The sequence below is a fragment of the Bacillus cereus group sp. BfR-BA-01408 genome (assembly GCF_022663305.1).
Lineage (GTDB): Bacteria > Bacillota > Bacilli > Bacillales > Bacillaceae_G > Bacillus_A > Bacillus_A pacificus.
Genome location: NZ_JAKUFF010000042.1, coordinates 1 through 26,796, shown reverse-complemented (window position 1 = coordinate 26,796; position 26,796 = coordinate 1). Strand labels below are relative to the sequence as shown.

The window sequence follows — 26,796 nt, the reverse complement described above, 5'->3', positions numbered from 1 at the left end:
GGAAAAAAATGATGCGAACAGTATAATGAGGGTAACTTAATTGTGTAGGAATGGATAGGAGTGAATAGTGTGTCGGAAGAAAAAATTTATGATGTCATTATTATTGGTGCAGGACCAGCTGGTATGACAGCTGCAGTATATACATCTCGTGCGAATTTAAGCACATTAATGCTTGAGCGTGGTATTCCAGGCGGACAAATGGCAAATACAGAAGATGTAGAAAACTACCCAGGTTATGAGTCTATTTTAGGACCAGACTTATCAAATAAAATGTTCGAGCATGCGAAGAAATTTGGTGCTGAATATGCATACGGTGATGTGAAAGAAGTCATCGATGGTAAAGAATACAAAACAATTATTGCTGGCAAAAAAGAATATAAAGCACGTGCAATTATCGTTGCAAGTGGTGCAGAGTATAAAAAAATTGGTGTACCAGGTGAAACAGAACTTGGCGGCCGCGGTGTATCATATTGTGCGGTATGTGATGGCGCATTCTTTAAAGGTAAAGAACTTGTAGTTATTGGCGGCGGAGATTCTGCTGTTGAAGAGGGTGTGTTCTTAACACGCTTCGCATCAAAAGTAACGATCGTTCACCGCCGTGACACGCTTCGTGCACAGAAAATTTTACAAGATCGTGCTTTCCAAAACGAAAAAGTAGACTTCATTTGGAACCACACGATAAAAGAAATTAACGAAGCAAATGGTAAAGTAGGAAGTGTAACACTTGTAGATGTAAACAGTGGAGAAGAGAAAGAAGTCAAAACTGACGGCGTATTCGTATACATCGGTATGTTACCACTATCAAAACCATTTGTTGAACTAGGTATTACAAATGAAAATGGTTACCTTGAAACAAACGAGCGTATGGAAACGAAAGTTCCTGGTATTTTCGCAGCAGGTGATGTTCGTGAAAAAATGCTACGTCAAATTGTAACTGCAACAGGTGATGGTAGTATTGCAGCACAAAGTGCACAACATTACGTAGAAGAATTATTAGAAGAACTAAAAACTGTATCAGAAAAATAAGGGATAATATACCTTTTGAGAAGAAAGCTACCGATAGGAGCTTTCTTCTTTTTTTGTGTGAAAATGTCAAAGTTTTGTCAAAAAATATTGGGATTATAAGCTTTCTTATTGATATACTGGACTTTACGGAAAAAATCACTATAAGAAATGAGGAATTTATTCAGTATGGAATGGCGTAATATATATCGTGGATTTTGTATGGGCGTTAGTGATTTAATTCCTGGTGTGAGCGGCGGTACAATCGCTGTTGTGTTAGGGATTTATGAACAATTGCTTGCGGCAATTAGCGGATTCTTTAGTCGTGAATGGAAAAAACATTTAGGATTTTTAATTCCACTTGCAGCTGGTGTGGCAGCAGCGTTTTTAACGTTAAGTCACGTTATTAAATATTTACTTGCAAATCATTATGAACCGACTCAATTTTTCTTCCTCGGTTTAATTATTAGTATATTACCGATGTTAATGAGAGAAGCTGATGCAAAGTCATCGTTTAAAGGTAAGCACATTGTTTTATTAATAGTTGCAGCAATTCTTGTTGCGATTACAGCTTTCTTTAAACCAGATAAGACAGCAGACCCAATTACAACGTTAACAATTTTAAATGCAATTGGTTTATTTTTCGCAGGATGGATGGCTAGTATGGCGATGTTGCTTCCTGGAATTAGCGGATCGTTTATTTTATTAATTATTGGTGTGTATCCGACAGCAATTAATGCTTTAACTACACTCAACTTACCTTTAATCGCAGTTATTGGTGCTGGTGTTATGGTAGGGTTCGTTGTAAGTAGTAAAGGAATTAGTTTCTTATTAGATCGATATAAAAGTATGACATTTGCGGCAATTATTGGACTAGTTATCGGTTCGATTGTAATTGTGTTCCCTGGTATTCCAACTGGAGGATTTTCAATTATAAGTTCAATTATTACCTTTATTTTAGGATTTGCGATTGTTACTTATTTCGGTAAGAAGTAAGGGCTGGAGTCCCCTTGGCGATAAAAGTCGTTAAGGGGATTTTTCATGCTATTCACGGAAAGTCCAGGCATTTACATTGCTTGTTATAAAAAGCTTTTTTAAAATTGTTGAGTAGCAGTGCTTAGCGAAAGGGGGACTGGCTCCTTCGTTGTAGCAAACTGTTTTTGATAGTATAATGAAATGAGTATGCAGTGAGAAATTTGCTGCAAGTAGCTGAGGTGAAGAAACATGCAAAGAGTGACAAACTGTGTGTTAATTAGAGATAATGAAGTACTCTTACTCCAAAAACCTCGCCGGAATTGGTGGGTTGCACCAGGCGGGAAAATGGAGCGTGGTGAGACTGTAAGAGATTCCGTTGTTCGCGAGTATCGTGAAGAAACAGGTATTTATTTAAAGAACCCAGCGTTAAAGGGGGTCTTCACCTTTGTCATCCAAGAAGGTGATAAAGTTGTTTCTGAATGGATGATGTTCTCCTTTTTAGCGACAGATTTTGCAGGAGAAAACAAACTAGAGAGCGAAGAAGGCATCATTGGTTGGCATACATTTGATAAAATTGATGATTTAGCAATGGCACCAGGAGATTATCACATTATTGATTATTTAATTAAAGGAAATGGCATAATCTACGGTACATTTGTATATACCCCAGATTTTGAGTTGCTTTCATATCGATTAGATCCGAGTTAAACCGTCAAGGAGAGGATACGATGACAGAGAATAATGATATAAAAATGGTAATTATTACAGGAATGTCTGGAGCTGGAAAGACAGTAGCTTTACAAAGTTTTGAAGATTTAGGATATTTCTGTGTGGATAATTTACCACCGATGTTATTGCCGAAGTTTATTGAGCTTATGGCGGATTCAAAAGGAAAAATGAATAAAGTAGCACTTGGTATTGATTTACGTGGCCGAGAGTTTTTCGAACATTTATGGGAAGCGCTTGATGATTTATCAGAACGTACATGGATTATTCCTCATATTTTATTCTTAGATGCGAAAGATAGCACGCTTGTAACTCGTTATAAAGAAACGAGACGCTCGCATCCACTTGCACCAACTGGTCTGCCGTTAAAGGGAATCGAAGCAGAGCGTAATTTATTAACAGATATGAAGGCACGCGCGAATATTGTGCTTGATACATCGGATTTAAAACCGAAAGAATTACGTGAAAAAATTGTTCACCTATTTTCAACTGAAACTGAGCAAGCATTTCGTGTAAATGTTATGTCATTTGGATTTAAGTACGGTATTCCCATTGATGCAGATTTAGTATTTGATGTTCGTTTTTTACCAAATCCATATTACATTCCACATATGAAGCCATTAACAGGACTAGATGAAGAAGTTTCATCGTATGTGCTGAAATTTAATGAGACGCATAAGTTTTTAGAGAAATTGACTGATCTTATCACTTTCATGCTGCCTCATTATAAAAGAGAAGGCAAGAGTCAACTTGTAATTGCAATTGGATGTACAGGTGGACAGCATCGTTCTGTTACGCTTACAGAATACCTTGGGAAACATTTGAAACCAGAGTATAGCGTTCATGTATCTCATCGTGATGTGGAGAAGAGAAAGGGTCATTAAGGGATGAAAAAAGAGAGAAAACCTAAAATTGTTATTATGGGAGGCGGAACGGGACTTTCTGTTTTATTACGAGGATTAAAACAATATCCGGTTGATATTACAGCAGTTGTTACAATCGCTGATGATGGTGGCAGTTCAGGTAGATTACGTGATGAGCTAGAAATTCCACCCCCAGGTGACATTCGTAACGTACTTGTTGCGTTATCAGATGTAGAGCCACTGGTGGAAGCTTTATTTCAGCATCGTTTCACAACGGGAGATGGGCTGAAAGGTCATGCGTTAGGAAATTTATTATTGGCAGGTATGACCTCGATTACAGGAGACTTCTTCCATGCTATTACAGAAACGAGTAAAGTTTTAAATGTTAGAGGACGTGTATTACCAGCAGCGAATCAAAGTGCAGTACTACATGCGGAACTAGAAGACGGAGAAATTGTAACAGGTGAATCAAAGATTCCTTATTTCGGAAAGAAAATTAACCGTGTCTTTTTAACTCCAGAAGATGTAGAGCCGTTACATGAAACGTTGACTGAAATTAAACGAGCTGATTTACTTGTTTTCGGTCCAGGAAGTTTGTATACGAGTATATTACCGAATTTAGTTGTTAACAAAATTGGGGACGCTGTTCTTGCTGCAAAAGCGAAGAAGGTATATGTGTGTAATGTTATGACGCAAGCTGGTGAAACGATGGGATATACTGCGTTTGACCATGTGCAGGCGTTACATGATCATTTAGGTGAACCATTTATCGATACTGCAATTGTAAATAACCGTGATATTCCTTGTGAATTACGTCAGTTATATGAGGAAGAAATGTCGGTGCCAGTTGTAGTAGATGAAGAGCGTTTTACTGAAAACAATATTAATGTGATTCAAGATCAATTAGCGAAGTATGATGACCGTGTTGTAAGACACGATACATTAAAACTAGCTTCTATTTTATATTCACTGTTGTAGATGTGCGTTGCCTCGTTTGAGGTAACGCTCCTCATTTCATATAGGACAAGATTTTTGTTCCACAATAATCGTATAAGGAGGTGTTGACTGTGTCATTTGCATCAGAAACAAAGAAAGAGTTGACGAATCTGGAGATGAAGGAATGCTGTGAGAAAGCAGAATTATCAGCGTTACTTCGCATGAACGGATCGCTTTCTTTTTCAAATCGTCGTCTATCAATCGATATTCAAACGGAAAATGCGGCAATTGCAAGAAGGATTTATACGCTTTTGAAAAAAGGATATGACGTGACGGTAGAATTACTTGTTCGTAAAAAAATGCGATTGAAGAAAAACAATGTATATATCGTAAGGCTTGTTGAGAAGTCGCGCGAAATATTAGCTGATCTTCATATCGTTCGAGACGACTTTTCATTTATTCGAAATATATCACAAGAATTAATTGAGAAGAAATGTTGTAAACGATCGTATTTACGCGGTGCATTTTTAGCAGGTGGTTCAGTAAATAACCCAGAAACATCATCTTATCATTTAGAGATCTTTTCGTTATATAAGGAACATAATGATGCTATATGTGAACTGATGAACGGATTTGATTTAAATAGTAAGACGTTGGAAAGAAGAAAAGGGTACATTACGTATTTGAAAGAAGCAGAAAAGATTACAGAGTTTTTAAATATTATAGGTGCTCATAATGCACTTTTAAGATTTGAAGACATTCGAATCGTACGTGATATGCGTAATTCTGTAAATCGCTTAGTGAACTGCGAAACAGCTAATTTAAATAAAACAATTGGTGCAGCGCTAAGGCAGATTGAAAATATCCGTTATATTGATGAGACGGTTGGTCTTGATATATTGCCGGATAAACTACGAGAAATTGCGCAACTACGAAGAGATTATCAAGATGTAACATTGAAAGAGTTAGGTGAGATGGTATCCGGGGGGAAAATTAGTAAATCGGGTATTAATCATCGTTTGCGTAAAATCGATGATATTGCAGAGAAATTACGCGCGGGGGAAACGGTAGCAAAAAAATAAGAGGTTAAAGGGGAAATGGAGCTGTGGTTCAAAAAAGAGTTCAGGTTTCATTAAAAAACGGTTTACAAGCACGTCCGGCTGCGTTGTTTGTACAAGAGGCCAATCGCTTTCATGCAGATATTTTCATCGAAAAAGATGGGAAGACAGTAAATGCAAAGAGCATAATGGGGATTATGAGCTTAGCAATTGGAACTGGTAGCATGATAACAATTACAACAGAAGGTTCAGATGCAGAAGAAGCTTTAGAAGCATTAGCTGCATATGTACAATAAGAAGCTATCGCGTATGTGCGATAGCTTTTTTGTTGTTTGGGGCTTGTTGGTGGGGGTATGTGGGGTGTGCGTTCTTGTCGAGAATTGTCGGTAAGTCGATAAGTTGTGTCGAAACGTCGATATATTAAAATAATCGCCGATATAATTGGAGTTACGGTCGATATATTTGAAAAATCGCCGATATATTTCGGTTGATACTAGGTGGGGTATGCGGGCGGAGAACAGCATATAAAAAAAGCGCCCTGTTATAGGGCGCTTCTGCTTTAAATATCTATTAACGATTTGTAAAGATCTTATCGATTAAACCGTATTCTAAAGCTTTTTCTGCTGTCATGAAGTTGTCGCGGTCTGTGTCGCGTTGTAGTACTTCAAGTGGTTGACCTGTGCGGTCAGCAAGAATTTGGTTTAGTTTTTCACGTAAGAATAGGATACGTTTAGCAGCGATTTCGATTTCAGTCGCTTGACCTTGTGCACCACCAAGTGGTTGGTGAATCATTACTTCACTGTTTGGAAGTGCATAACGTTTTCCTTTTTCACCTGCTGCAAGTAAGAATGCACCCATAGATGCAGCCATACCGATACAGATTGTTGATACTTGCGGTTTAATAAACTGCATTGTATCGTAAATTGCCATACCTGCTGTGATAGAACCACCTGGACTATTGATGTATAGGTGAATATCTTTGTCTGGATCTTGAGATTCCAAGAATAAAAGCTGGGAAACGATTGAGTTAGCTACGTTGTCATCAATTGCGCTACCAAGCATAATGATGCGGTCTTTTAATAGTCGAGAGTAAATATCGTAAGCGCGTTCTCCACGATTTGTTTGTTCAATTACTGTAGGAATTAAATTCATCTGTTATTTCCTCCTTATAAAGCTTTCTTAGTCTTATAATACAATTATGGTCAATAAAGGTCAAACGAAACCACTTTAAATCAAAAAAATATGTAGTTGTACCATGAAATATTCGCTATGTTTTTGAAATTCCCTGCTTATGTATCTTCAACATCATAACCGAATTACATAAATTTAAACGTTATAAAAACTGTAGAAAAAAAGAAAAGAACGCCTTTTGACTGAAGCGTTCTTTCGATATCTATTCTTTTAAAAGATAGGTTACTTTATTTAAAATCTTTTCGATTTGTTTCGCGTTTTTACTATACATTTCGCTCGCTGATTTCGACTTTGTTTCTAGGGAAAATAGTTCGAGATCAGCATGACATTTTTTTAATGATGCTAATAATAAAGGTTTGTTTTGAGGAGAAGGCATTTGTAGTTTGTCATTATAAATGTCGATAGTCAGTTGTCCGTATGAATCAACTTGACCGAGAAAGACATTTTCGATAACAACACCGAGCTTTTCTAGTTCAGCATGTAGCCAAGCGCGGTTATGTCCACTTGCGGATAGCGGTTCATCTAAGACATTGCCATCCATAATAACAGTTTGTGGTTCTTTTTCGTTCGGCACTTTTAAACCGATGTCTTTTGCTGTGAGTGGTTGGCGATCTTTCTTTAATAATACATTTAATTCTCCGCTCGGTTCTAATACAGCAAATTCAACATCAGCTACGCTGAAAGCATCTTTTCCACGGAGAAGTTCCAGTAATTCGTCACTTGTATATTTTTCTTTCTTTAAATTATCTTCGAGTATCTTTCCATCTTTTATTAATACGGTAGATTTCCCTTCAAAGAAGTCCCGAGCTGTTTTGTTCTTTAAAGAAAGGATTCCTGTTAAAAAAGGTACCACAGCGAAAATGAGTATCGCAAAGACGCCGTGAAAAAATTTTGAATCGAGCCCTGTAGATACTTGGGCAGCGATGTCACCGATTGTCATTCCGGCTATGTATTCAAAAAAGGAGAGCTGAGAGATTTGTCTTTTCCCTAACCATTTCGTAATAGCGAATAAAATAATTAATATGAATACAGAGCGAAGAATGACAAGTGTCCATTCCGGCAGGTGAGACATAGTCATTTCCTCCAGTCTACTTAAAACCCTTTATATTGAGGTTCTTCACGTTCTAATACTGAAACTCTATTTTGTAAATCAGCGATGATGCTGTCCATTTCTAACATACATTCATGAAATACACGTTTTGATTCTGCGTCCTGTGAATGTAGTGAAAGGGAGCTTAAACTTGCTTGAGCGCCCCTTACACTAGCAAGGCAGGTTTTGACGCTAGCGATAACTGTCATACGAACACCTTATCCTTTCGGTTTGAATAGCAATGCTCCGATGAAGCCGAAAATAATAGCTGCGGATACACCGGCGCTTGTTACTTTAAACATGCCGGTAATAACGCCAACGATGCCATGTTTTGCGGCTTCCTCCATTGCGCCGTGAACGAGGGCATTACCAAAGCTTGTAATAGGTACGGTTGCCCCAGCTCCAGCGAAGTCAATTAATGGTTCATACAAATTGAATCCATCTAATATAGCTCCAGCAACAACGAGTGTTGCCATTGTATGAGCGGGCGTTAGCTTGCCGACATCAAACATAAGTTGGCCGATTACACATATGAGTCCGCCAATGACGAAAGCCCAGAAAAAAATCATTGCGTTGCACCTCCGAATTCAATTGAAACGGCGTGAGCGATGCACGGAATCGTTTCTTCTTGTTGGAATGTAAGTGGAGATAGTAAAGCGCCTGTCGCAACGACAAGTATTTTTTTGAACTCTCCTCTTTTCATTCGGTTTAATAAATGACCGTACACGACTGTTGCGGAACATCCTGGTCCGCTAGCCCCAGCTATGACAGGTTGCCCTTCTCTATAAATGAGTAGCCCGCAATCTTGAAACTGTTCGCTCGTTACTTTCGTTCCGTGTTTATGTAGTAAGTCATAAGCAATTTCACGTCCTACATGCCCGAGGTCACCGGTTACGATTAAATCGTAGTAAGAGGCGTCAATTTGACGTTCGCGTAAGTGAGCTTCAATTGTATCGACGGCGGCTGGAGCCATTGCGCCTCCCATATTAAACGGATCTGTTAATCCCATATCAACCACTTTTCCGATTGTTGCGGATGTTACCCTAGGGCCATGTCCAGTATCGCTTAAAATAGCGGCTCCTGCTCCAGTTACTGTCCACTGTGCGGTAGGTGGCTTTTGTCCACCATATTCGGTAGGGTAGCGGAACTGTTTTTCTACAGCGGTGTTATGGCTTGATGCCCCGGTTAATAAATATTTTGCGCCTTTTGCATTTACGATACTCGCCCCAAGTGCTAAACCTTCCATAGAAGTAGAACAAGCGCCGAATAATCCGAGATAAGGAGTGCCCAGTGTACGGCAAGCAAAGCTTGTAGGGGTAATTTGATTAATTAAATCTCCTGCGAGTACAAATTGGATATCATCTTTACGAAGTTCTGCTTTTTCAGTGGCGCGGCTACAAGCTTCTTCGAATAAAATTTTATGTGCTTTTTCATAGGAATCTTGTCCGAGCCATAAATCTTCATGAAGGATATCGAAGTCTTCTGGGATTTTTCCTTTTGCTTCAAACGGCCCGCCGACGACTCCTGTCGAAATAATAACTGGTTTGTTTTCAAATACCCACGTTCGGTGTCCTTGTAACATTTATAGCCCTCCCCATTGAACGAGAATCGTTTTAATAAGTGCGATGACGAAAGCTGAAAATACACCAAATAAAATAACGGAGCCGGCTAATTTAAACATGTTAGCTCCAACACCAAGGACAAATCCCTCTGTTCGGTGTTCGATGCATGCTGCGATAACAGAGTTACCAAATCCAGTGACAGGTACAGCTGTTCCAGCACCTGCAAATTGACCGAGACGATCATATACACCGAATCCAGTTAGTAACATCGAGATGAAAATAAGAGTTGCTACTGTTGGATTCCCTGCTGAGCGTTCAGTGAAATCGAAATACGTAATATAAAAAGTAGAAATGAGTTGCCCAATTAGGCAAATGAAACCACCAACGAAAAAGGCTTTTATACAGTTTTTTAAGACAGGACGCTTCGGTTCGCGTTCTTGCTCGAATTTTTTATATTCCTGTTGTACAGGGGTTAAGTTTTTATCTTTACTAGACATTTAAATCCTTCCTTTTCTATTCGAAAGCGTTAAGTGTTAGATTCCATTTCTGATCCGATAAGTTTTAACTGTTTTTTGATTTCATCTTTAGATATTTCTTTTTTCTTGATTCTGTTTTCAAGCTTTTCGAGTAACATAAAGATTTTTTTATCGGTGCTAACACGAACATCGAAAGTGGGATATTCGTCACTTAGTTGCTTTTGAAGTTTCTTGCGTAAAGGTTTTAACCCAAATCGTTCATGATGCTCAGGCTTAACTGCTATGTAGAGATCTAAATTTGAATTCACAGCTGCGCTCTTTATAATTTCATCCATAGCGAGAGCTCTTTTCTTCGCTCCCTGTGATATAGATTGATTAAAGGATTCCGTACTCGTCTTTGTTAATTTGGGACCTTTCTCTTTCTCTGTTCGTTTTGCTTCTTCTTTTTTTACCTTTTTATCTAATGGGCTGTGATCACAACCGGTAAAAGAACTAAATAGAAGTATAAATAACGCGGTAATGAGTCCGATCTTTCGCATAATCATCATTCCATTTCTATTGCAATATGTAATGTGATAGAAAAAGGATGACTGCATATCACCCTTTTTCTATTTCACAGCAAGACTGATTCGTTATTGCTGTGAGTATTGTGGTTCTTCTTGTTGGACTTCTTCAACACGTGGGTTTAAAGAATCGATAATTGTTTGTGTTTGCTGCGCAGCTGTTTGGAAAAGTTGCTTAGCTTGTTGGTTATCCGTATCAAGAGCGAATCCCTCTAAGCTAGCTTGTGCACTTTTTAATCCAGAAACAGTTTGCTTTAATTTCGTAATTACAGTCATTGAATGAAGCCCCCTTTGGAATATCAATTCAAAGATTATAATTTGTGAGTTGGAGTGAATTTATGATTGGGAATTTTAGGGATGAAGCATCTGAGCATTACAATTTTGTAATGAACATGTAAGGAAAAGCGATAGTGACAAAAACTTTTTTCTCCTAGAATAAAGAAGGTAAAATAAGTTAAAAGCATATTTTAAGGAGAGAAAAATGAAGAAATTATTATTGGGTTTAATTGGAGTTTTTATATTAGTTATTGGTGTGGCAAGTGTTTCTCATAATGAGATAACAGATAGATACAATCCGCTTGTGAAAGAGGACTTTGTATATGTAAAAGCGAAAGAATCTGGCCGACTATCCAAAATTGGAGAGGTAGCTGGGGATTATAAACTAATGGGTTATTATACTTCAGGTGAAGAGAGAGATGTTAAGTTTTATGCACCTCGTGGACTTAGAGAGGGAGCGTATGTAAAGGTTAAAACAAAAGGTGAATATATTGAAACATATCAAGAAGTACAGCCTAATGAAATTCCAAAAGAGATTAAAGAGAAACTAGATAAATAAGACCGTTAAGAATTGCCTCCTAAATATAGAAATTAGGGGGCTTTTTTATGTGAAAAATAGTGTATATATAAAGTGCAATCAAAGAGTTTTTATTGATTTAAATGGTTTTTATTGCTATTATTATGAAGAGAAAATGAAGTGTATTTTATAATCATGCGCCCATAGCTCAGTCGGATAGAGCGGTGGTTTCCGGTACCACGTCTGCCGGGGGTTCGAATCCCTCTGGGCGCGTCAAAAAGTCCTAACTTACGTTTTGTAGGTTAGGACTTTTTTTATTTCCCTCTTGTTATATCTGATAATAAGATTTACTATTAGTACTTGGTTATAATTAAATTCCGTTATTATTTTCTTTCAATATTATTCAAATTTCGGTTTTAAGTTGTAAATCTCATTAATACATATAAATTAATAATATTTTGGAATGGGTGTCTGTGATAGCATTCTCCTTTTACCAAACTTATTGTACAATAGAAACAAGGGGGAGATTAGTTTGAAGGCAAGTCTTTTACAAGAACAAAGCTTACGTTTGGCAATGACACAAGAGTTAAGGCAAGCGATTACAATGCTCCAGTATAATGTACAAGAATTATCGGAGTTTTTGTATGAGCAATCGTTAGAGAATCCCCTTATTGAGTTAGGTGGTTTTGAGAGGGAGAAGAAAAAGAGCTCTAACAACAGTAAAAGTACCAGCAAACAAGTCGAGAATCAGATGGAAATCTACAGTGTGGATTCTACAACGATTCAGCAACATTTATTAAATCAAATACAGTATTATAAAATAGAGGAAGAAGAGCGAAAAGTAGCTTCTTTCATTATTATGAACATGGATGGAAATGGGTATTTACAAGAAACGAACGAGGAGTTAGCAAATCTCCTTTCCGCACCGCTACATGTAGTTGACCGCTCTGTAGAGCTTGTCCAATCACTTGAGCCAGCAGGGGTAGGGGCGCGTAATATTCAGGAATGTCTAACCTTACAATTGAAGCGCTTACAAAGGCGGAATGGATTAGCAGAAGAGGTTGTAGAAGACCATTTCGCTTATTTCGTAAAGAAAGATTGGCGAAAGCTCGTTCAAATGCTGAAGTGTAGTAATGAGGAATTGCAATCGGCGGTGAACTGTATAACGTCATTACAACCAAAACCAGGTCTTGCGTTTTCTTCTGATAAACCACTTTATATTGTGCCTGATATGGCGGTGAAAAAAGATGGTGATCGTCTCGTTTTACAAATGAATGAGAGAAATATGCCGAGAATTGAAATTCATTCTGAATATAGTGCGCTTCTTAATAATAGTGAAAGTGAAGTAGCATCTTACGTTTCAGAAAAGTATCAGCATGTACAGTGGATTATGCGTAGTTTGAAACAGAGAAAACAAACGCTTTTGCAAGTGATGACCATTATTATGGAAAAACAACGTGATTTCTTCTGGAAAGGTCCGGAGTATTTAAAGCCACTTGCTTTAAAAGAAGTAGCAGAAGAGTTAAGCGTCCATGAATCGACAATTAGTCGGGCAACGCGAAATAAATATGTGCAAACACCACACGGTTTATTTGAGATGAAATCGTTCTTTAGTAATGCCGTTTCGACTACTGAAGATGAAGCGGTTTCTACAAAGCGTGTAAAACAATTTATTCAAACGCTTGTTGAGGCGGAGAATAAGAAAAAGCCACTTTCAGACCAAAAGATTTCAAAATTGTTAGAAGAAGAGCATGAAATCGTTATTTCTCGAAGAACAGTGGCGAAGTATAGGGAGCAAATGCACATCCCAGCGTCGTCATTACGAAAAACGATCGGATAGGTGAAGAAGATGAAAGTTGTACTGTATACAAAAAATGATTGTGGCCTTTGCGTGAAGGCGAAGCAAGTTTTACAGGAAGTACAATGTGAATATTCTTTTCAAATTGAGGAAATAGATATATATGAAGATAATGACCTTTTAGAAAAATATCACCTAATGATTCCGGTTGTAGAAATAGACGGAAAACAAGTAGAATATGGTAACATTCACAAAGGTGTCATAATAAACTATATAAAGAATGCAGTTAAGAGTTGAATAAGTTTCTATCTCCTGTTACAATAATACACGTAGCAGGGATTATTTTTTTAACCTATGTGGGACACAAAATGTCACTATGGGACGTAAAGTGACCACGAGGGAAAATGAACCGATGTAGTGAGGAGAAAAGATATGCGCTCATGGATTCAGAACACAAAAAAATTATTACCTGATCTGCTACCTGTTATGCAAACGAGAATGCAAATTCTTCAATACATTAGGCTTATGCAGCCAATTGGAAGAAGAAATTTATCAGCAAGTCTCGGTATGACAGAACGAGTATTGCGAAGTGAAGTTCAAGTTTTGAAAGAACAAAACTTAGTTCACGTCGCTTCTTCTGGAATGACTTTGACAGAAGAAGGAACAGCTTTAGTTCTTGCTTTGGAAGACTTTATGAAAGAAATTTCCGGGTTAAAGGTTTTAGAAAAGCAACTTAAGGAAACATTAGACTTGGATGAAGTTTTCGTTGTCCCTGGTGATAGTGATGAATCGCCTTGGGTCAAACTGGAGATGGGCCGTGCTTGTGTGACTTGTATAAAAGACCGTCTGACAGCGAATAATATCGTTGCTGTGGCTGGAGGAACTACGCTAGCTGCTGTTGCGGACATGATGCAGCTTGATTGCAAAGATTTACATATGCTATTTGTCCCAGCACGTGGTGGAATTGGAGAAGGCGTCGAGTTAGAAGCCAATACTATTTGTGCCAAGATGGCGCAAAATACGATGAGTAATTATCGCTTATTGTATGTTCCAGACCATGTTAGCAGCGAAGCATATGCGTCTATTGTGACAGAGCCTTCCGTGAAAGAAGTTCTTGAGTTGATTCGATCTTCCAATATCGTCATTCATGGAATAGGTGATGCGTTAACAATGGCACGTCGCAGAAATACTTCAGAAGCAGATTGGTTAAAGATTCAGGCAAGCGAAGCAGTTGGCGAAGCTTTCGGTTACTACTTTAATGAACAAGGAAATGTTGTTCATAAAGTAAGAACAGTTGGTATGCAACTAGAGGATTTACAAAATGTATCTCACGTTGTTGCAGTCGCTGGAGGTTCTTCAAAGGCAAAGGCAATACAGGCTGTAATTAAACAAGGGCACACTTCAATTCTAATTACAGATGAAGGTGCAGCAAAACAATTAACAAAGGGTATTACCCTTTAATATAATCCCCCAAGGAGGAAATTCAAATGACTAAAATTGGTATTAATGGATTTGGACGTATCGGACGTAACGTATTCCGCGCAGCACTTAACAACCCAGAGGTAGAAGTAGTAGCAATCAACGACTTAACAGATGCTAAAACTTTAGCTCACCTTTTAAAATATGACACAGTTCACGGAACTTTAAACGCAGAAGTATCTGCTAACGAAAGCAGCATCGTTGTTAACGGTAAAGAAATCAAAGTTATCGCTGAGCGTGACCCAGCACAATTACCATGGAGCGACTACGGAGTAGAAATCGTAGTAGAATCTACTGGTCGTTTCACTAAAAAAGCAGACGCTGAAAAACACTTAGGTGGATCAGTTAAAAAAGTTATCATCTCAGCTCCAGCTTCTGACGAAGATATCACTGTAGTTATGGGTGTTAACCACGAACAATACGATGCAGCTAGCCACAACGTAGTATCTAACGCTTCTTGTACTACAAACTGCTTAGCTCCATTTGCTAAAGTATTAAACGAAAAATTCGGCGTAAAACGCGGAATGATGACAACAATTCACTCTTACACTAACGACCAACAAATCTTAGACTTACCACACAAAGATTTACGTCGTGCTCGTGCAGCAGCTGAAAACATGATCCCAACATCTACTGGTGCAGCTAAAGCAGTAGCATTAGTATTACCAGAACTTAAAGGTAAATTAAACGGTGGCGCTGTACGTGTTCCAACTGCTAACGTTTCTCTAGTTGACCTAGTTGTTGAACTTGACAAAGAAGTAACAGTTGAAGAAGTAAATGCAGCATTCAAAGCAGCAGCTGAAGGCGAATTAAAAGGTATCCTTGGATACAGCGAAGAGCCATTAGTATCTATCGACTATAACGGATGTACAGCTTCTTCTACAATCGATGCATTATCTACAATGGTAATGGAAGGTAACATGGTTAAAGTACTTTCTTGGTACGATAACGAAACTGGTTACTCTAACCGCGTAGTAGACCTAGCAGCTTACATGACTTCAAAAGGTCTTTAATTCTTAATTATATAAGTTATCAATGACAAAACGAGGGAGAGGGTTTGTTCCCTCTCTCTCTTCTTTCGTTTTAAAAGCAAATGTGTTAAGCTTTTGAGTGGGTTTTGTCAATCCTAACTAGTAGTCGGAGGGAAATCCAATGAACAAAAAATCAATTCGTGACGTAGATTTAAAAGGTAAGCGTGTATTTTGCCGCGTTGACTTCAACGTACCTATGAAAGAAGGCAAAATTACAGATGAAACTCGTATCCGTGCAGCTCTTCCTACAATTCAATATTTAGTAGAGCAAGGTGCGAAAGTTATTTTAGCAAGCCACTTAGGCCGTCCAAAAGGTCAAGTAGTAGAAGAAATGCGTTTAACTCCAGTAGCAGCACGTTTAGGCGAGCTTCTTGGTAAAGACGTTAAAAAAGCAGACGAAGCATTCGGACCAGCTGTACAAGAAATGGTTGCAGCAATGAACGAAGGCGACGTATTAGTTCTTGAAAACGTACGTTTCTATGCGGGCGAAGAAAAGAACGATGCAGAACTTGCGAAAGAATTTGCAGCTCTTGCTGACATCTTCGTAAACGATGCATTCGGTGCAGCTCACCGTGCTCACGCTTCTACAGCAGGTATCGCGGACTACCTACCAGCAGTATCTGGTTTACTAATGGAAAAAGAGTTAGATGTTCTTGGAAAAGCACTTTCTAACCCAGATCGTCCATTCACAGCTATCATCGGTGGTGCGAAAGTAAAAGATAAAATCGGTGTAATTCGTCATCTATTAGACAAAGTAGATAACTTAATCATCGGTGGCGGACTTGCTTACACATTCGTTAAAGCTTTAGGTCATGAAATTGGTCTATCTCTATGTGAAGACGACAAGATTGAACTAGCTAAAGAATTTATGCAACTTGCAAAAGAAAAAGGCGTAAACTTCTACATGCCAGTTGATGTTGTAATCACTGAGGAATTCTCTGAAACTGCAACAACTAAAATCGTTAATATCGATTCTATCCCTTCTAACTGGGAAGGCGTGGACATCGGTCCTAAAACACGTGAAATTTATGCAGATGTAATTAAAAACTCTAAGCTTGTTGTATGGAATGGACCAATGGGTGTATTCGAAATGACTCCATTCGCAGAAGGTACAAAAGCAGTAGGACAAGCATTAGCAGATGCAGAAGGTACATACTCTGTTATCGGCGGTGGTGACTCTGCAGCAGCTGTTGAAAAATTCGGTATGGCTGATAAAATGAGCCACATTTCTACTGGCGGCGGTGCGTCATTAGAATTCATGGAAGGTAAAGAGCTTCCAGGTGTAGTTTGTCTTAACGACAAATAAGTAGCAGCCAAAGAAAAAGGACGGTGCAAAGCATGCGTAAACCAATTATCGCAGGTAACTGGAAAATGAATAAAACTCTATCTGAAGCAGTTAGCTTCGTAGAGGAAGTTAAAGGTCAAATCCCAGCAGCTTCAGCTGTTGATGCAGTAGTTTGCTCTCCAGCTCTATTCTTAGAGCGCCTTGTAGCAGCGACTGAAGGAACTGATTTACAAGTAGGTGCACAAAACATGCACTTCGAAAAAAATGGTGCATTCACTGGCGAAATTAGCCCAGTAGCACTTAGCGACTTAAAAGTAGGCTACGTAGTACTTGGCCACTCTGAGCGTCGTGAAATGTTTGCTGAAACAGATGAGTCAGTAAACAAAAAGACTATCGCAGCATTTGAACATGGTTTAACACCAATCGTATGTTGTGGTGAGACTTTAGAAGAGCGCGAAAGCGGAAAAACATTTGATCTAGTAGCAGGTCAAGTGACAAAAGCACTTGCAGGTTTAACTGAAGAGCAAGTTAAAGCAACTGTTATCGCTTATGAGCCAATCTGGGCTATCGGTACAGGTAAATCTTCTTCTTCTGCAGACGCAAACGAAGTATGTGCGCACATCCGTAAAGTTGTTGCAGAGGCTGTTTCTCCAGCTGCTGCAGAAGCTGTTCGTATTCAATACGGCGGTAGCGTAAAACCAGAAAACATTAAAGAGTACATGGCACAATCTGACATCGACGGCGCTTTAGTTGGCGGTGCTAGCTTAGAGCCTGCTTCGTTCTTAGGTCTTCTGGAGGCGGTAAAATGAGAAAGCCAACAGCTCTAATTATTCTTGACGGTTTCGGACTTCGTGAAGAAACTTACGGGAATGCTGTAGCACAAGCTAAGAAACCTAATTTTGATGGTTACTGGAACAAATTCCCTCACACAACGCTTACAGCTTGTGGTGAGGCAGTAGGTCTTCCAGAAGGTCAAATGGGTAACTCTGAGGTTGGTCACTTAAATATCGGTGCTGGCCGCATTGTATATCAAAGCTTAACACGCGTAAACGTTGCAATTCGTGAAGGTGAGTTCGACAAGAACGAAACGTTCCAAAGTGCAATTAAAAGCGTAAAAGAAAAAGGTACTGCACTTCATTTATTCGGTTTACTTTCTGACGGTGGTGTGCACAGTCACATGAACCACATGTTTGCTCTTCTTCGCTTAGCAGCTAAAGAAGGCGTTGAGAAAGTATACATTCATGCATTCTTAGATGGCCGCGATGTTGGACCAAAAACAGCACAAAGCTATATTGATGCGACAAATGAAGTAATTAAAGAAACAGGAGTAGGACAATTCGCGACTATCTCTGGTCGTTATTACTCCATGGACCGTGACAAGCGTTGGGATCGCGTAGAAAAATGTTACCGTGCTATGGTGAATGGTGAAGGCCCTACTTATAAATCAGCAGAAGAGTGTGTAGAAGACTCTTATGCAAATGGTATCTACGATGAATTCGTATTGCCGTCTGTAATTGTTAACGAAGATAACACGCCAGTTGCAACAATCAATGATGATGATGCAGTTATCTTCTATAACTTCCGTCCAGACCGTGCAATTCAAATTGCTCGTGTATTTACAAACGAAGACTTCCGTGAGTTCGATCGTGGTGAAAAAGTACCTCACATTCCAGAATTCGTATGTATGACACACTTTAGTGAAACAGTAGATGGTTACGTGGCATTCAAGCCAATGAACCTTGATAACACTTTAGGTGAAGTTGTTGCGCAAGCGGGATTAAAGCAACTTCGCATCGCGGAAACTGAAAAGTATCCGCACGTTACATTCTTCTTTAGCGGTGGTCGTGAGGCTGAATTCCCAGGAGAAGAGCGTATCTTAATTAACTCACCGAAGGTTGCAACGTATGACTTGAAACCTGAAATGAGCATTTACGAAGTAACGGACGCTTTAGTAAATGAAATCGAAAATGATAAACATGATGTTATCATTCTTAACTTTGCGAACTGTGATATGGTTGGCCATTCTGGGATGATGGAACCAACAATTAAAGCAGTAGAAGCAACTGACGAATGTTTAGGAAAAGTTGTAGAAGCGATTCTTGCAAAAGATGGTGTAGCACTTATTACTGCTGACCATGGTAATGCTGACGAAGAATTAACTTCTGACGGAGAGCCAATGACAGCTCATACAACTAACCCGGTTCCTTTCATCGTTACGAAGAACGACGTAGAATTACGTGAAGGTGGTATCTTAGGTGATATCGCTCCAACAATGCTTACACTTCTTGGTGTTGAGCAACCGAAAGAAATGACAGGTAAAACAATTATTAAATAATTTGCTTATATAAAAAGGAGAGAATTTATTATGTCAACAATTATTGATGTTTATGCTCGCGAAGTCCTTGACTCTCGTGGTAACCCAACTGTAGAAGTAGAAGTTTACACAGAAAGCGGCGCTTTCGGACGCGCTATCGTACCAAGTGGTGCATCTACTGGTGAACACGAAGCAGTAGAATTACGTGACGGTGACAAATCTCGTTACCTTGGTAAAGGCGTTGTTAACGCAGTAAACAACGTTAACGAAATTATCGCTCCAGAAATCGTTGGTTTCGACGTAACTGACCAAGCTGGTATCGACCGTGCTATGATCGAATTAGATGGCACTCCAAACAAAGGTAAACTAGGCGCTAACGCTATCCTTGGTGTATCTATGGCAGTAGCTCACGCAGCAGCTGACTTCGTAGGTCTTCCATTATACCGTTACCTTGGTGGATTCAATGCAAAACAATTACCAACTCCAATGATGAACATCATCAACGGTGGTTCTCACGCTGATAACAACGTTGACTTCCAAGAGTTCATGATCTTACCAGTTGGTGCTCCAACATTCAAAGAATCAATCCGTATGGGTGCTGAAGTATTCCATGCACTTAAAGCTGTATTACATGACAAAGGTCTTAACACTGCAGTAGGTGACGAAGGTGGATTCGCTCCAAACCTTGGTTCTAACCGTGAAGCATTAGAAGTAATCATCGAAGCTATCGAAAAAGCTGGTTACAAAGCTGGCGAGAACGTATTCTTAGGAATGGACGTTGCTTCTTCTGAGTTCTACAACAAAGAAACTGGTAAATATGACCTTGCAGGCGAAGGCCGTACTGGCTTAACTTCTGCAGAAATGGTTGATTTCTACGAAGAGCTTTGCAAAGACTTCCCAATCATCTCTATCGAAGATGGTTTAGACGAAAACGACTGGGATGGTCACAAATTATTAACTGAGCGTCTTGGAAGCAAAGTACAATTAGTTGGTGACGACTTATTCGTAACTAACACTCAAAAACTTGCTGAAGGTATCGAAAAAGGTATCTCTAACTCAATCTTAATTAAAGTTAACCAAATCGGTACTTTAACTGAGACTTTCGAAGCTATCGAAATGGCTAAACGTGCTGGTTACACAGCAGTTGTATCTCACCGTTCTGGTGAAACTGAAGATGCTACAATCGCTGACATCGCAGTTGCAACTAACGCTGGCCAAATCAAAACTGGTTCTATGAGCCGTACTGACCGTATTGCTAAGTACAACCAATTATTACGCATCGAAGACGAACTAGGCGAAATCGCTGTTTACGATGGTATCAAATCTTTCTACAACATCAAACGATAATTGTAGAAAATAACGACAGACCGTGAGAAATCACGGTCTGTTTTTTTTTGTTAAAATTCTTCCCCCGTCATAAGTGACATGAAATGTTTAAAGAAGCGGTTATAATCAAAATCAATTGCGATTTGATGAATCGGCCGATCAATAAATGGTTTAGATTCTTCTAAAGAGCGGAATTCCCCAATGCTTGCCCCTTGTGCATAAGATTCGGTCATGATAACGATAGGTGATTTGTGATACGTAAACATAGAGTTATCAAGTAAAGCGAGTATTGGCATTGTGTCATGGAAGGGGCTACCCTTTAAATGTGGTAGAGCATTTTTATAATAACTATAGTAATAATGATCGAATAAAGGTTTGACGAGTGGGGCTTTTCCTTTTGCTTCAATATATTCAGCCATTTCTGGTGTAATGATGGAATATTGGGTGACGTTTAATGGATAGATGTACATGTTAGGTGAGGATTGAAGGACTATATTAGCGGCAGCAGGATCACCATAAAAGTTTGCTTCAGAAATAGGGGTAACATTACCCGGGTGTAAAAAGGCACCGCCCATTATGTAGTAAGATTTAATTTGCTTCATTAACTGTTTACATACGATGAATAAAATTGCGAGGGAGGTAAGTCTTCCTAAACTTACAATGATTACTTCATCTTTATACTGTTCAATAAGAGGAATAACTTCGAAAAAATTCTCCATTTCCCCGTTAGTTACATTCCCTTTTGGAATAATTGGCCCGAGCCCTTGTTTCCCATGTACATCGGTAAAAAAAGCAGGTGGGGCACCAGTAAGTGGACGCTCTGACCCACCAAATATCTTAATATTTCTATTCATTGTTTCATTCTTAAGAAAATGAGCATTTTGTACGGCCATCTCTTTTGGAACATTGCCGTAATCAGCAACAATGCCGATGATTTCTATTTCATCAATAAAGAATGCTAAGAGGAGAGCCATCGTATCATCAATCCCAGGATCACAAAAAATGAGAACTTTTTTGGGCATATGTTCACCACCTATCTTGTTTATCCCACTTTAATGGGCAGTAAGACCCCCACCTCGAAATACAGCAATAATCAGTGGGGGATAAAGAACCCCCACTGATTAAAGTTTCACTTTATATATATGTAAGCGTAAGGATAAAAAGATTATTTTATTGAAATAACAACCTTTAAAATTCAGAAAATAAAAACTTCTTATATTAGGTCAAGGTTTTTGACTTAATTTTCTTTTAGAAATGTAGTCATATCAAGGTTGTAAGCGTATAACATAGGCGTTTTTTGCTGTCAAGTTGATAAATTGCAGCTTTTTACAATTTATACTATGATAAAGATATTAACAGAAGATCGTATAAACAAGAGGGATGATGAACATGAAATTTACAAAGATTCTTGTCCAAATTGCTGCTCTTTACGTTTTTTATATGGTTGGAACTTGGGTACAAGAAATGTTAAATATTCCGATTCCAGGAAGTTTGATTGGAATGTTCCTCTTACTTGTTTTACTTAGCCTAAAAGTTCTTCCAGTGAAATGGTTCGATTTAGGAGCAGAAACACTCGTTGCTATTATGCCGTTTTTATTAATTCCGCCAACACTTGGCCTAATGAATTACGGTGCTTTTTTTATGAGTAAAGGAATTTCTCTTTTCATTACAATTGTAGCGAGTACATTTTTAATTATTATTGTCGCAGGACATACAGGACAATATCTTGCGAATAGAAAGGAAAGAGAGTCGCGATGAGCCAAATATTGATCGGAATCGGTTGGGTTATTTTTACGGTGCTATTATACCAATTATCTAAAAAAATCTACAAATTATTTCCAACACCATTCACCATTCCAATGCTTGTAGCAACAGGATTAATGGCTTTCTTATTTATTATGCTTGATATACCGTATCAACATTATATGGAAAGTGGTGGCGGCTGGATTGCAAAACTGCTCGGACCCGGTGTTGTAGCATTTGCAATTCCTCTTTATAAACAACGCCACGTTCTTCAAAAATATGTTGTACCGATTGCCGGCGGGGTACTAGTAGGTACAACAGTTGCCATTGCAAGTGACTTTGCTATTGCGTCACTTATGGGAACAGATAAAAGCTTAATTTTATCTTCTTTACCAAAATCAGTGACAATGCCAGTTGCGATGAGTGTTTCAGAGCAAGTTGGTGGTGTGCCGTCATTAACAGCAGCCTTCGTTGTTATTGCAGGTATTACTGGAACGATTACCGGCCCGCTTTTATTAAAATGGAGCCGCGTTACAAACTCAGTTGGTAAAGGTATCGGATTTGGATGTGCTTCTCATATTATGGGCGTGATGAGAGCGATGAAAAATAATGAACATGAAGGTGTTATTGGATCGGTAACAATGACATTAACAGCGATTTTAACATGTTTGCTCGGGCCGCTATTTGCAATGATGTTCATGTAATAGAAGAAAAGCGGGAGCAACCTTATAGCTCTCGCTTTTCTATAGAATTTATGCTACAGTTACAATAACTGAATCTTTGTAGGAGGTACGCCAAGTGCATACGTTATTATCCGTTTTACTTATTATTGTATCGATTTTAATGATTGTTATGGTACTTATGCAGTCTAGTAATAGCTCAGGCCTTTCAGGTGCAATTTCAGGCGGTGCAGAGCAATTATTTGGTAAGCAAAAAGCACGTGGAATTGAAGCGGTATTAAACCGTATTACAATTGTTTTAGCTGTATTGTTCTTCGCATTAACAATTGGTGTTACGTACTTAAACTTATAGAATTGAAAGAAGAAGCGTTAGTAAGATGTACTAATGGTTCTTCTTTTTTTGTTTTGTCATTTGAAAGATGTTTCTAATTAGATTATAGAAATATAAATATGGTACACTAGATATAGAAAGAATACGACTAGATTACAGAAGAGAAAGAGGAGAAGTACATGATGAAATTAGCATCTCCGAAACCATTTACATTTGAGGGTGGAGACCGCGCTGTTTTATTACTACATGGATTCACAGGAAACTCAGCTGATGTACGTATGTTAGGGCGTTTCTTAGAAAAGAAAGGCTACACTTGTCATGCCCCAATTTATAAAGGGCACGGTGTACCACCAGAAGAGCTTGTTCATACAGGTCCTGAAGATTGGTGGCAAGACGTAACGGAGGCATATCAGCTTTTAAAAGATAAAGGTTTTGAGAAAATTGCTGTCGTTGGATTGTCACTTGGCGGCGTATTTTCTCTAAAATTAGGTTATACAGTACCGGTTTTAGGTGTAGTACCAATGTGTGCACCGATGTATATTAAGAGTGAAGAAACGATGTACCAAGGTATATTGGCATATGCCCGCGAATATAAAAAGCGTGAGCAAAAATCACCAGAGCAAATCGAACAAGAAATGTTGGAATTCCAAAAGACACCGATGAATACATTAAAAGCATTACAACAATTAATTGCTGACGTACGTAACAATGTGGACATGATTTATGCCCCAACATTTGTTGTACAAGCGCGTCATGATGAAATGATTAATACAGATAGTGCGAACATTATTTATAACGGTGTAGAATCAACGTTAAAAGACATTAAATGGTATGAAGACTCTACGCATGTCATTACACTTGATAAACAGCGTGACGAGCTACATGAGGATGTATATAACTTCTTGGAGCAACTAGATTGGTAAGATCTAGTTGCCTCTTTTTTTCATAAGGGAATTTTTTATGGAAGCTGTAAAAAAATCATTGGGAGATGATTGAAGTTTCGCTTTATACATCCCCCATCTTTCGGATACACTAAATAATATAAGGGTTTAAAGGAGGTATTTTTGCTTGGAAGAAATCATACAAGAACATATTGATAAGTTGTTATTATTTATGAGAGAAGAAGCGTATAAACCGCTAACGATACAAGAGTTAGAAGAGGCGTTTGGGATTGAAGGTTCTGAGGGCTTTAAAGATTTTGTAAAGGCGCTTGTAACGATGGAAGAGAAGGGACTTGTTATTCGTACTCGTAGCAACCGTTACGGTCTTCCTGAAAAAATGAATTTAGTACGTGGTAAGTTAATTGGACATGCACGTGGCTTTGCGTTTGTTGTACCAGACGAGAAGAAAACAGGAGACGATGATCTTTTCATTCCGCCTACAGAATTAAACGGTGCGCTTCATGGTGATACAGTATTAGCCCGCCTTAGTTCTCAATCGAGTGGTTCGCGTCAAGAAGGTTCCATTGTACGCATTTTAGAACGCGGAACGAAAGAACTAGTTGGTACATATACAGAGTCCAAAAACTTTGGATTTGTTATACCTGACAATAAGCGCTGGACAAGTGACATTTTCGTATTGAAAAGCGCATCAATGGGCGCTGTAGAAGGTCATAAAGTAGTTGTGAAAATTACGAGCTATCCAGAGAATCGTTTAAGTGCAGAAGGTGAAGTTATTCAAATTCTAGGTCATAAAAATGATCCAGGAGTAGATATTTTATCTGTTATTCATAAACATCATTTGCCTTTAGCGTTCCCTGAAGAAGTGATGGAGCACGCAAACAGTGTACCAGAAACGATTTCAGAAGAAGATTTAAAAGATCGCCGTGACCTGCGTGACCAAATGATCGTAACGATTGACGGTGCAGACGCAAAAGATTTAGATGACGCTGTTACAGTAACGAAGCTCGAGAACGGTAACTATAAACTTGGCGTTCATATTGCGGATGTAAGTCATTACGTTCAAGAAGGTTCTCCAATTGATGTAGAAGCAGCGGAGAGAGCGACGAGTATATATCTTGTTGACCGTGTAATTCCGATGATTCCGCATCGTCTATCGAACGGTATTTGCTCATTAAATCCGAAAGTAGACCGTCTGACATTGTCTTGTGAAATGGAAATCAACAACTTAGGTGACGTCGTAAAACACGAGATTTTCCAAAGTGTAATTAAAACGACAGAGCGTATGACGTATGCTGACGTAAGAAGCATTTTAGAAGATGAGGACGAAGAGTTAATGAAACGCTATGAGCCGCTCGTACCGATGTTTAAAGAGATGGGGCAATTAGCACAAATCCTACGTGAAAAACGTATGCGCCGCGGTGCAATCGACTTTGACTTTAAAGAAGCAAAAGTATTAGTAGATGAAGAAGGAAAACCGACAGACGTTGTTATGCGTGATCGTTCTGTATCAGAGAAGTTAATTGAAGAATTTATGCTTGTCGCGAACGAAACAGTAGCAGAGCATTTCCACTGGATGAACGTACCATTTATGTACCGTGTCCATGAAGATCCGAAAGAAGATAAGTTAGAGCGTTTCTTCGAGTTTGTAACGAACTTCGGATATGCGGTAAAAGGACGTGCAAATGAAGTACACCCTCGTGCGCTACAACAAATTCTTGAAATGGTTCAAGGGCAACCAGAAGAAGTAGTTATTTCGACAGTAATGCTTCGTTCTATGAAGCAAGCACGTTACGATGCAGAAAGCTTAGGACATTTTGGTCTATCAACTGAGTTCTACACGCATTTCACATCACCAATTCGTCGTTACCCAGATACGATTGTTCACAGATTGATTCGTGAATATATCATTAACGGTAAAGTTGATAATGAAACACAAGCAAAATGGCGTGAAAAATTACCTGAGATTGCAGATCATTCTTCTAATATGGAACGCCGTGCTGTTGAAGCAGAACGTGAAACAGACGAAATGAAAAAAGCAGAGTATATGGTCGATAAGATCGGCGAAGAGTATGATGGTATGATTAGCTCTGTAACAAACTTCGGTTTATTCGTAGAGCTTCCAAATACAATTGAAGGTCTTGTACACGTTAGCTACTTAACGGATGATTACTACCGTTATGATGAGCAGCATTTCGCAATGATTGGAGAACGTACAGGTAACGTATTCCGCATCGGTGACGAAATTACCATTCGCGTTATTAACGTAAACAAAGACGAGCGGGCAATCGACTTTGAAATCGTTGGCATGAAAGGTACGCCTCGTCGTAAGTTCAAAGATCGTCCAGTCGTGATCGAACAGCCAAGAACAGGCAGAAAGAAACGCGGCGGACGTAGCGAACGCAGTAATGAGCGCGGCGGAGAACGTGGCACAGGTAGAAAATTTGACCGTGGTGGCAAAGGTAAAGGAAGAGGATCTGCATCCGCGTCCGCTAGCCAACCAGGGAAAAAAGATGGTAACGGCAAGAAGAAAAAAGCATTCTTCGAAAACGTACCAGGATTCAAGAAGAAAAAGAAAAAGCGTAAGTAAGAAAAGGATGGCTTCGCTTTGATAAAAAGCGAGGCTTTTTCTTTTTTCTTAGTGGCTTGAGAACGAGCCACTTTCGCTTTTTATG

30 protein-coding genes and 1 tRNA gene are annotated in these 26,796 nt (G+C 38.9%); 22 read left to right on the top strand and 9 right to left on the bottom strand.

Features of this window, described 5'->3' with window-relative positions:
* Positions 1-69: 69 nt before the first annotated feature.
* From trxB to MR083_RS17015, 7 genes are all read left to right on the top strand, one after another.
* On the top strand, positions 70-1,026 hold the full coding sequence (gene trxB / locus MR083_RS17045; protein WP_001288072.1) for a thioredoxin-disulfide reductase: 957 nt from the start codon (positions 70-72) through the stop codon (positions 1,024-1,026).
* Between the two features lie 165 nt (positions 1,027-1,191).
* Positions 1,192-1,998: a DUF368 domain-containing protein gene (locus MR083_RS17040; RefSeq protein ID WP_000455203.1), complete on the top strand. Its 807-nt coding sequence runs from the start codon at positions 1,192-1,194 to the stop codon at positions 1,996-1,998.
* Positions 1,999-2,226: 228 nt separating this feature from the next.
* Positions 2,227-2,685 (top strand): NUDIX hydrolase, encoded by a 459-nt coding sequence (locus MR083_RS17035; protein WP_001190080.1) that lies wholly within the window; start codon positions 2,227-2,229, stop codon positions 2,683-2,685.
* A gap of 20 nt (positions 2,686-2,705) precedes the next feature.
* Positions 2,706-3,587 carry an RNase adapter RapZ gene (rapZ, locus tag MR083_RS17030; RefSeq protein WP_000138457.1) on the top strand — a complete coding sequence of 294 codons (882 nt, stop codon included), beginning with the start codon at positions 2,706-2,708 and terminating at the stop codon, positions 3,585-3,587.
* A gap of 3 nt (positions 3,588-3,590) precedes the next feature.
* A complete protein-coding gene (locus MR083_RS17025; protein ID WP_000712176.1) occupies positions 3,591-4,544 on the top strand; it encodes a gluconeogenesis factor YvcK family protein in 954 nt (317 codons plus the stop codon).
* Positions 4,545-4,633: 89 nt separating this feature from the next.
* A complete protein-coding gene (whiA, locus tag MR083_RS17020; RefSeq protein ID WP_000006561.1) occupies positions 4,634-5,584 on the top strand; it encodes a DNA-binding protein WhiA in 951 nt (316 codons plus the stop codon).
* A 23-nt stretch (positions 5,585-5,607) separates the two neighbouring features.
* Positions 5,608-5,856, top strand: a complete 249-nt coding sequence (locus MR083_RS17015) for an HPr family phosphocarrier protein (RefSeq protein ID WP_000250307.1) — start codon at positions 5,608-5,610, stop codon at positions 5,854-5,856.
* A gap of 274 nt (positions 5,857-6,130) precedes the next feature.
* On the opposite strand, the gene clpP is transcribed toward MR083_RS17015, so the two are convergent.
* The 8 genes from clpP to MR083_RS16975 all read right to left on the bottom strand — a co-directional run bounded on the left by clpP (position 6,131) and on the right by MR083_RS16975 (position 10,718).
* On the bottom strand, positions 6,131-6,712 hold the full coding sequence (clpP, locus tag MR083_RS17010; RefSeq protein WP_001049154.1) for an ATP-dependent Clp endopeptidase proteolytic subunit ClpP: 582 nt from the start codon (positions 6,710-6,712) through the stop codon (positions 6,131-6,133).
* 241 nt (positions 6,713-6,953) lie between these two features.
* On the bottom strand, positions 6,954-7,823 hold the full coding sequence (locus tag MR083_RS17005; RefSeq protein WP_000018910.1) for a DUF421 domain-containing protein: 870 nt from the start codon (positions 7,821-7,823) through the stop codon (positions 6,954-6,956).
* 20 nt (positions 7,824-7,843) lie between these two features.
* Positions 7,844-8,050, bottom strand: coding sequence for a DUF1657 domain-containing protein (locus MR083_RS17000; protein WP_000215900.1), 207 nt, complete (start codon positions 8,048-8,050; stop codon positions 7,844-7,846).
* A 9-nt stretch (positions 8,051-8,059) separates the two neighbouring features.
* Positions 8,060-8,410 (bottom strand): stage V sporulation protein AE, encoded by a 351-nt coding sequence (gene spoVAE, locus MR083_RS16995; RefSeq protein ID WP_000575919.1) that lies wholly within the window; start codon positions 8,408-8,410, stop codon positions 8,060-8,062.
* Positions 8,407-9,423, bottom strand: a complete 1,017-nt coding sequence (spoVAD, locus tag MR083_RS16990) for a stage V sporulation protein AD (protein ID WP_000938952.1) — start codon at positions 9,421-9,423, stop codon at positions 8,407-8,409. Before spoVAD ends, spoVAE begins: the two co-directional genes overlap by 4 nt.
* Positions 9,424-9,900, bottom strand: a complete 477-nt coding sequence (gene spoVAC, locus MR083_RS16985) for a stage V sporulation protein AC (protein WP_000095406.1) — start codon at positions 9,898-9,900, stop codon at positions 9,424-9,426.
* A 29-nt stretch (positions 9,901-9,929) separates the two neighbouring features.
* Positions 9,930-10,418: a YhcN/YlaJ family sporulation lipoprotein gene (locus MR083_RS16980; protein ID WP_001226063.1), complete on the bottom strand. Its 489-nt coding sequence runs from the start codon at positions 10,416-10,418 to the stop codon at positions 9,930-9,932.
* A gap of 93 nt (positions 10,419-10,511) precedes the next feature.
* Positions 10,512-10,718, bottom strand: coding sequence for a DUF1657 domain-containing protein (locus MR083_RS16975; RefSeq protein WP_000216166.1), 207 nt, complete (start codon positions 10,716-10,718; stop codon positions 10,512-10,514).
* Between the two features lie 205 nt (positions 10,719-10,923).
* On the opposite strand from MR083_RS16975, the gene MR083_RS16970 reads away from it, so the two are divergent.
* The 10 genes from MR083_RS16970 to eno all read left to right on the top strand — a co-directional run bounded on the left by MR083_RS16970 (position 10,924) and on the right by eno (position 20,489).
* On the top strand, positions 10,924-11,277 hold the full coding sequence (locus MR083_RS16970; RefSeq protein ID WP_000734942.1) for a YxeA family protein: 354 nt from the start codon (positions 10,924-10,926) through the stop codon (positions 11,275-11,277).
* A gap of 155 nt (positions 11,278-11,432) precedes the next feature.
* A tRNA-Arg gene (locus tag MR083_RS16965) sits at positions 11,433-11,508 on the top strand.
* A 259-nt stretch (positions 11,509-11,767) separates the two neighbouring features.
* Positions 11,768-13,075 (top strand): RNA polymerase factor sigma-54, encoded by a 1,308-nt coding sequence (rpoN, locus tag MR083_RS16960; protein WP_000647968.1) that lies wholly within the window; start codon positions 11,768-11,770, stop codon positions 13,073-13,075.
* A gap of 9 nt (positions 13,076-13,084) precedes the next feature.
* Positions 13,085-13,330 (top strand): glutaredoxin family protein, encoded by a 246-nt coding sequence (locus tag MR083_RS16955; RefSeq protein ID WP_000869738.1) that lies wholly within the window; start codon positions 13,085-13,087, stop codon positions 13,328-13,330.
* A 135-nt stretch (positions 13,331-13,465) separates the two neighbouring features.
* Positions 13,466-14,494, top strand: coding sequence for a gapA transcriptional regulator CggR (gene cggR, locus MR083_RS16950; RefSeq protein WP_001258187.1), 1,029 nt, complete (start codon positions 13,466-13,468; stop codon positions 14,492-14,494).
* Between the two features lie 26 nt (positions 14,495-14,520).
* Positions 14,521-15,525, top strand: coding sequence for a type I glyceraldehyde-3-phosphate dehydrogenase (gene gap / locus MR083_RS16945; protein ID WP_000161231.1), 1,005 nt, complete (start codon positions 14,521-14,523; stop codon positions 15,523-15,525).
* Between the two features lie 139 nt (positions 15,526-15,664).
* The gene (locus MR083_RS16940; RefSeq protein WP_001036347.1) at positions 15,665-16,849 is read left to right on the top strand and encodes a phosphoglycerate kinase; all 1,185 of its coding nucleotides are present in this window, start codon (positions 15,665-15,667) and stop codon (positions 16,847-16,849) included.
* Positions 16,850-16,881: 32 nt separating this feature from the next.
* On the top strand, positions 16,882-17,637 hold the full coding sequence (gene tpiA, locus MR083_RS16935; protein WP_001231036.1) for a triose-phosphate isomerase: 756 nt from the start codon (positions 16,882-16,884) through the stop codon (positions 17,635-17,637).
* Positions 17,634-19,163 (top strand): 2,3-bisphosphoglycerate-independent phosphoglycerate mutase, encoded by a 1,530-nt coding sequence (gene gpmI, locus MR083_RS16930; protein WP_001231150.1) that lies wholly within the window; start codon positions 17,634-17,636, stop codon positions 19,161-19,163. The genes tpiA and gpmI overlap by 4 nt, the downstream gene beginning before the upstream one ends.
* Before the next feature lie 30 nt (positions 19,164-19,193).
* A complete protein-coding gene (gene eno / locus MR083_RS16925) occupies positions 19,194-20,489 on the top strand; it encodes a phosphopyruvate hydratase (protein WP_000103957.1) in 1,296 nt (431 codons plus the stop codon).
* A gap of 50 nt (positions 20,490-20,539) precedes the next feature.
* Here the strand turns inward: eno and MR083_RS16920 are convergent, their stop codons facing one another.
* Positions 20,540-21,490, bottom strand: coding sequence for a nucleoside hydrolase (locus tag MR083_RS16920; protein WP_001125025.1), 951 nt, complete (start codon positions 21,488-21,490; stop codon positions 20,540-20,542).
* Between the two features lie 367 nt (positions 21,491-21,857).
* On the opposite strand from MR083_RS16920, the gene MR083_RS16915 reads away from it, so the two are divergent.
* The 5 genes from MR083_RS16915 to rnr all read left to right on the top strand — a co-directional run bounded on the left by MR083_RS16915 (position 21,858) and on the right by rnr (position 26,711).
* Complete coding sequence (locus MR083_RS16915; protein ID WP_000673220.1) at positions 21,858-22,226, top strand: CidA/LrgA family holin-like protein; 369 nt, start codon at positions 21,858-21,860, stop codon at positions 22,224-22,226.
* A complete protein-coding gene (locus tag MR083_RS16910; RefSeq protein WP_000078293.1) occupies positions 22,223-22,915 on the top strand; it encodes an LrgB family protein in 693 nt (230 codons plus the stop codon). Before MR083_RS16915 ends, MR083_RS16910 begins: the two co-directional genes overlap by 4 nt.
* Positions 22,916-23,009: 94 nt before the next feature.
* Positions 23,010-23,243, top strand: coding sequence for a preprotein translocase subunit SecG (gene secG, locus MR083_RS16905; RefSeq protein WP_000557262.1), 234 nt, complete (start codon positions 23,010-23,012; stop codon positions 23,241-23,243).
* Positions 23,244-23,404: 161 nt separating this feature from the next.
* Positions 23,405-24,145 (top strand): carboxylesterase, encoded by a 741-nt coding sequence (estA, locus tag MR083_RS16900; RefSeq protein ID WP_000761976.1) that lies wholly within the window; start codon positions 23,405-23,407, stop codon positions 24,143-24,145.
* A 145-nt stretch (positions 24,146-24,290) separates the two neighbouring features.
* A complete protein-coding gene (gene rnr, locus MR083_RS16895; RefSeq protein WP_098921259.1) occupies positions 24,291-26,711 on the top strand; it encodes a ribonuclease R in 2,421 nt (806 codons plus the stop codon).
* Positions 26,712-26,796: the final 85 nt, after the last annotated feature.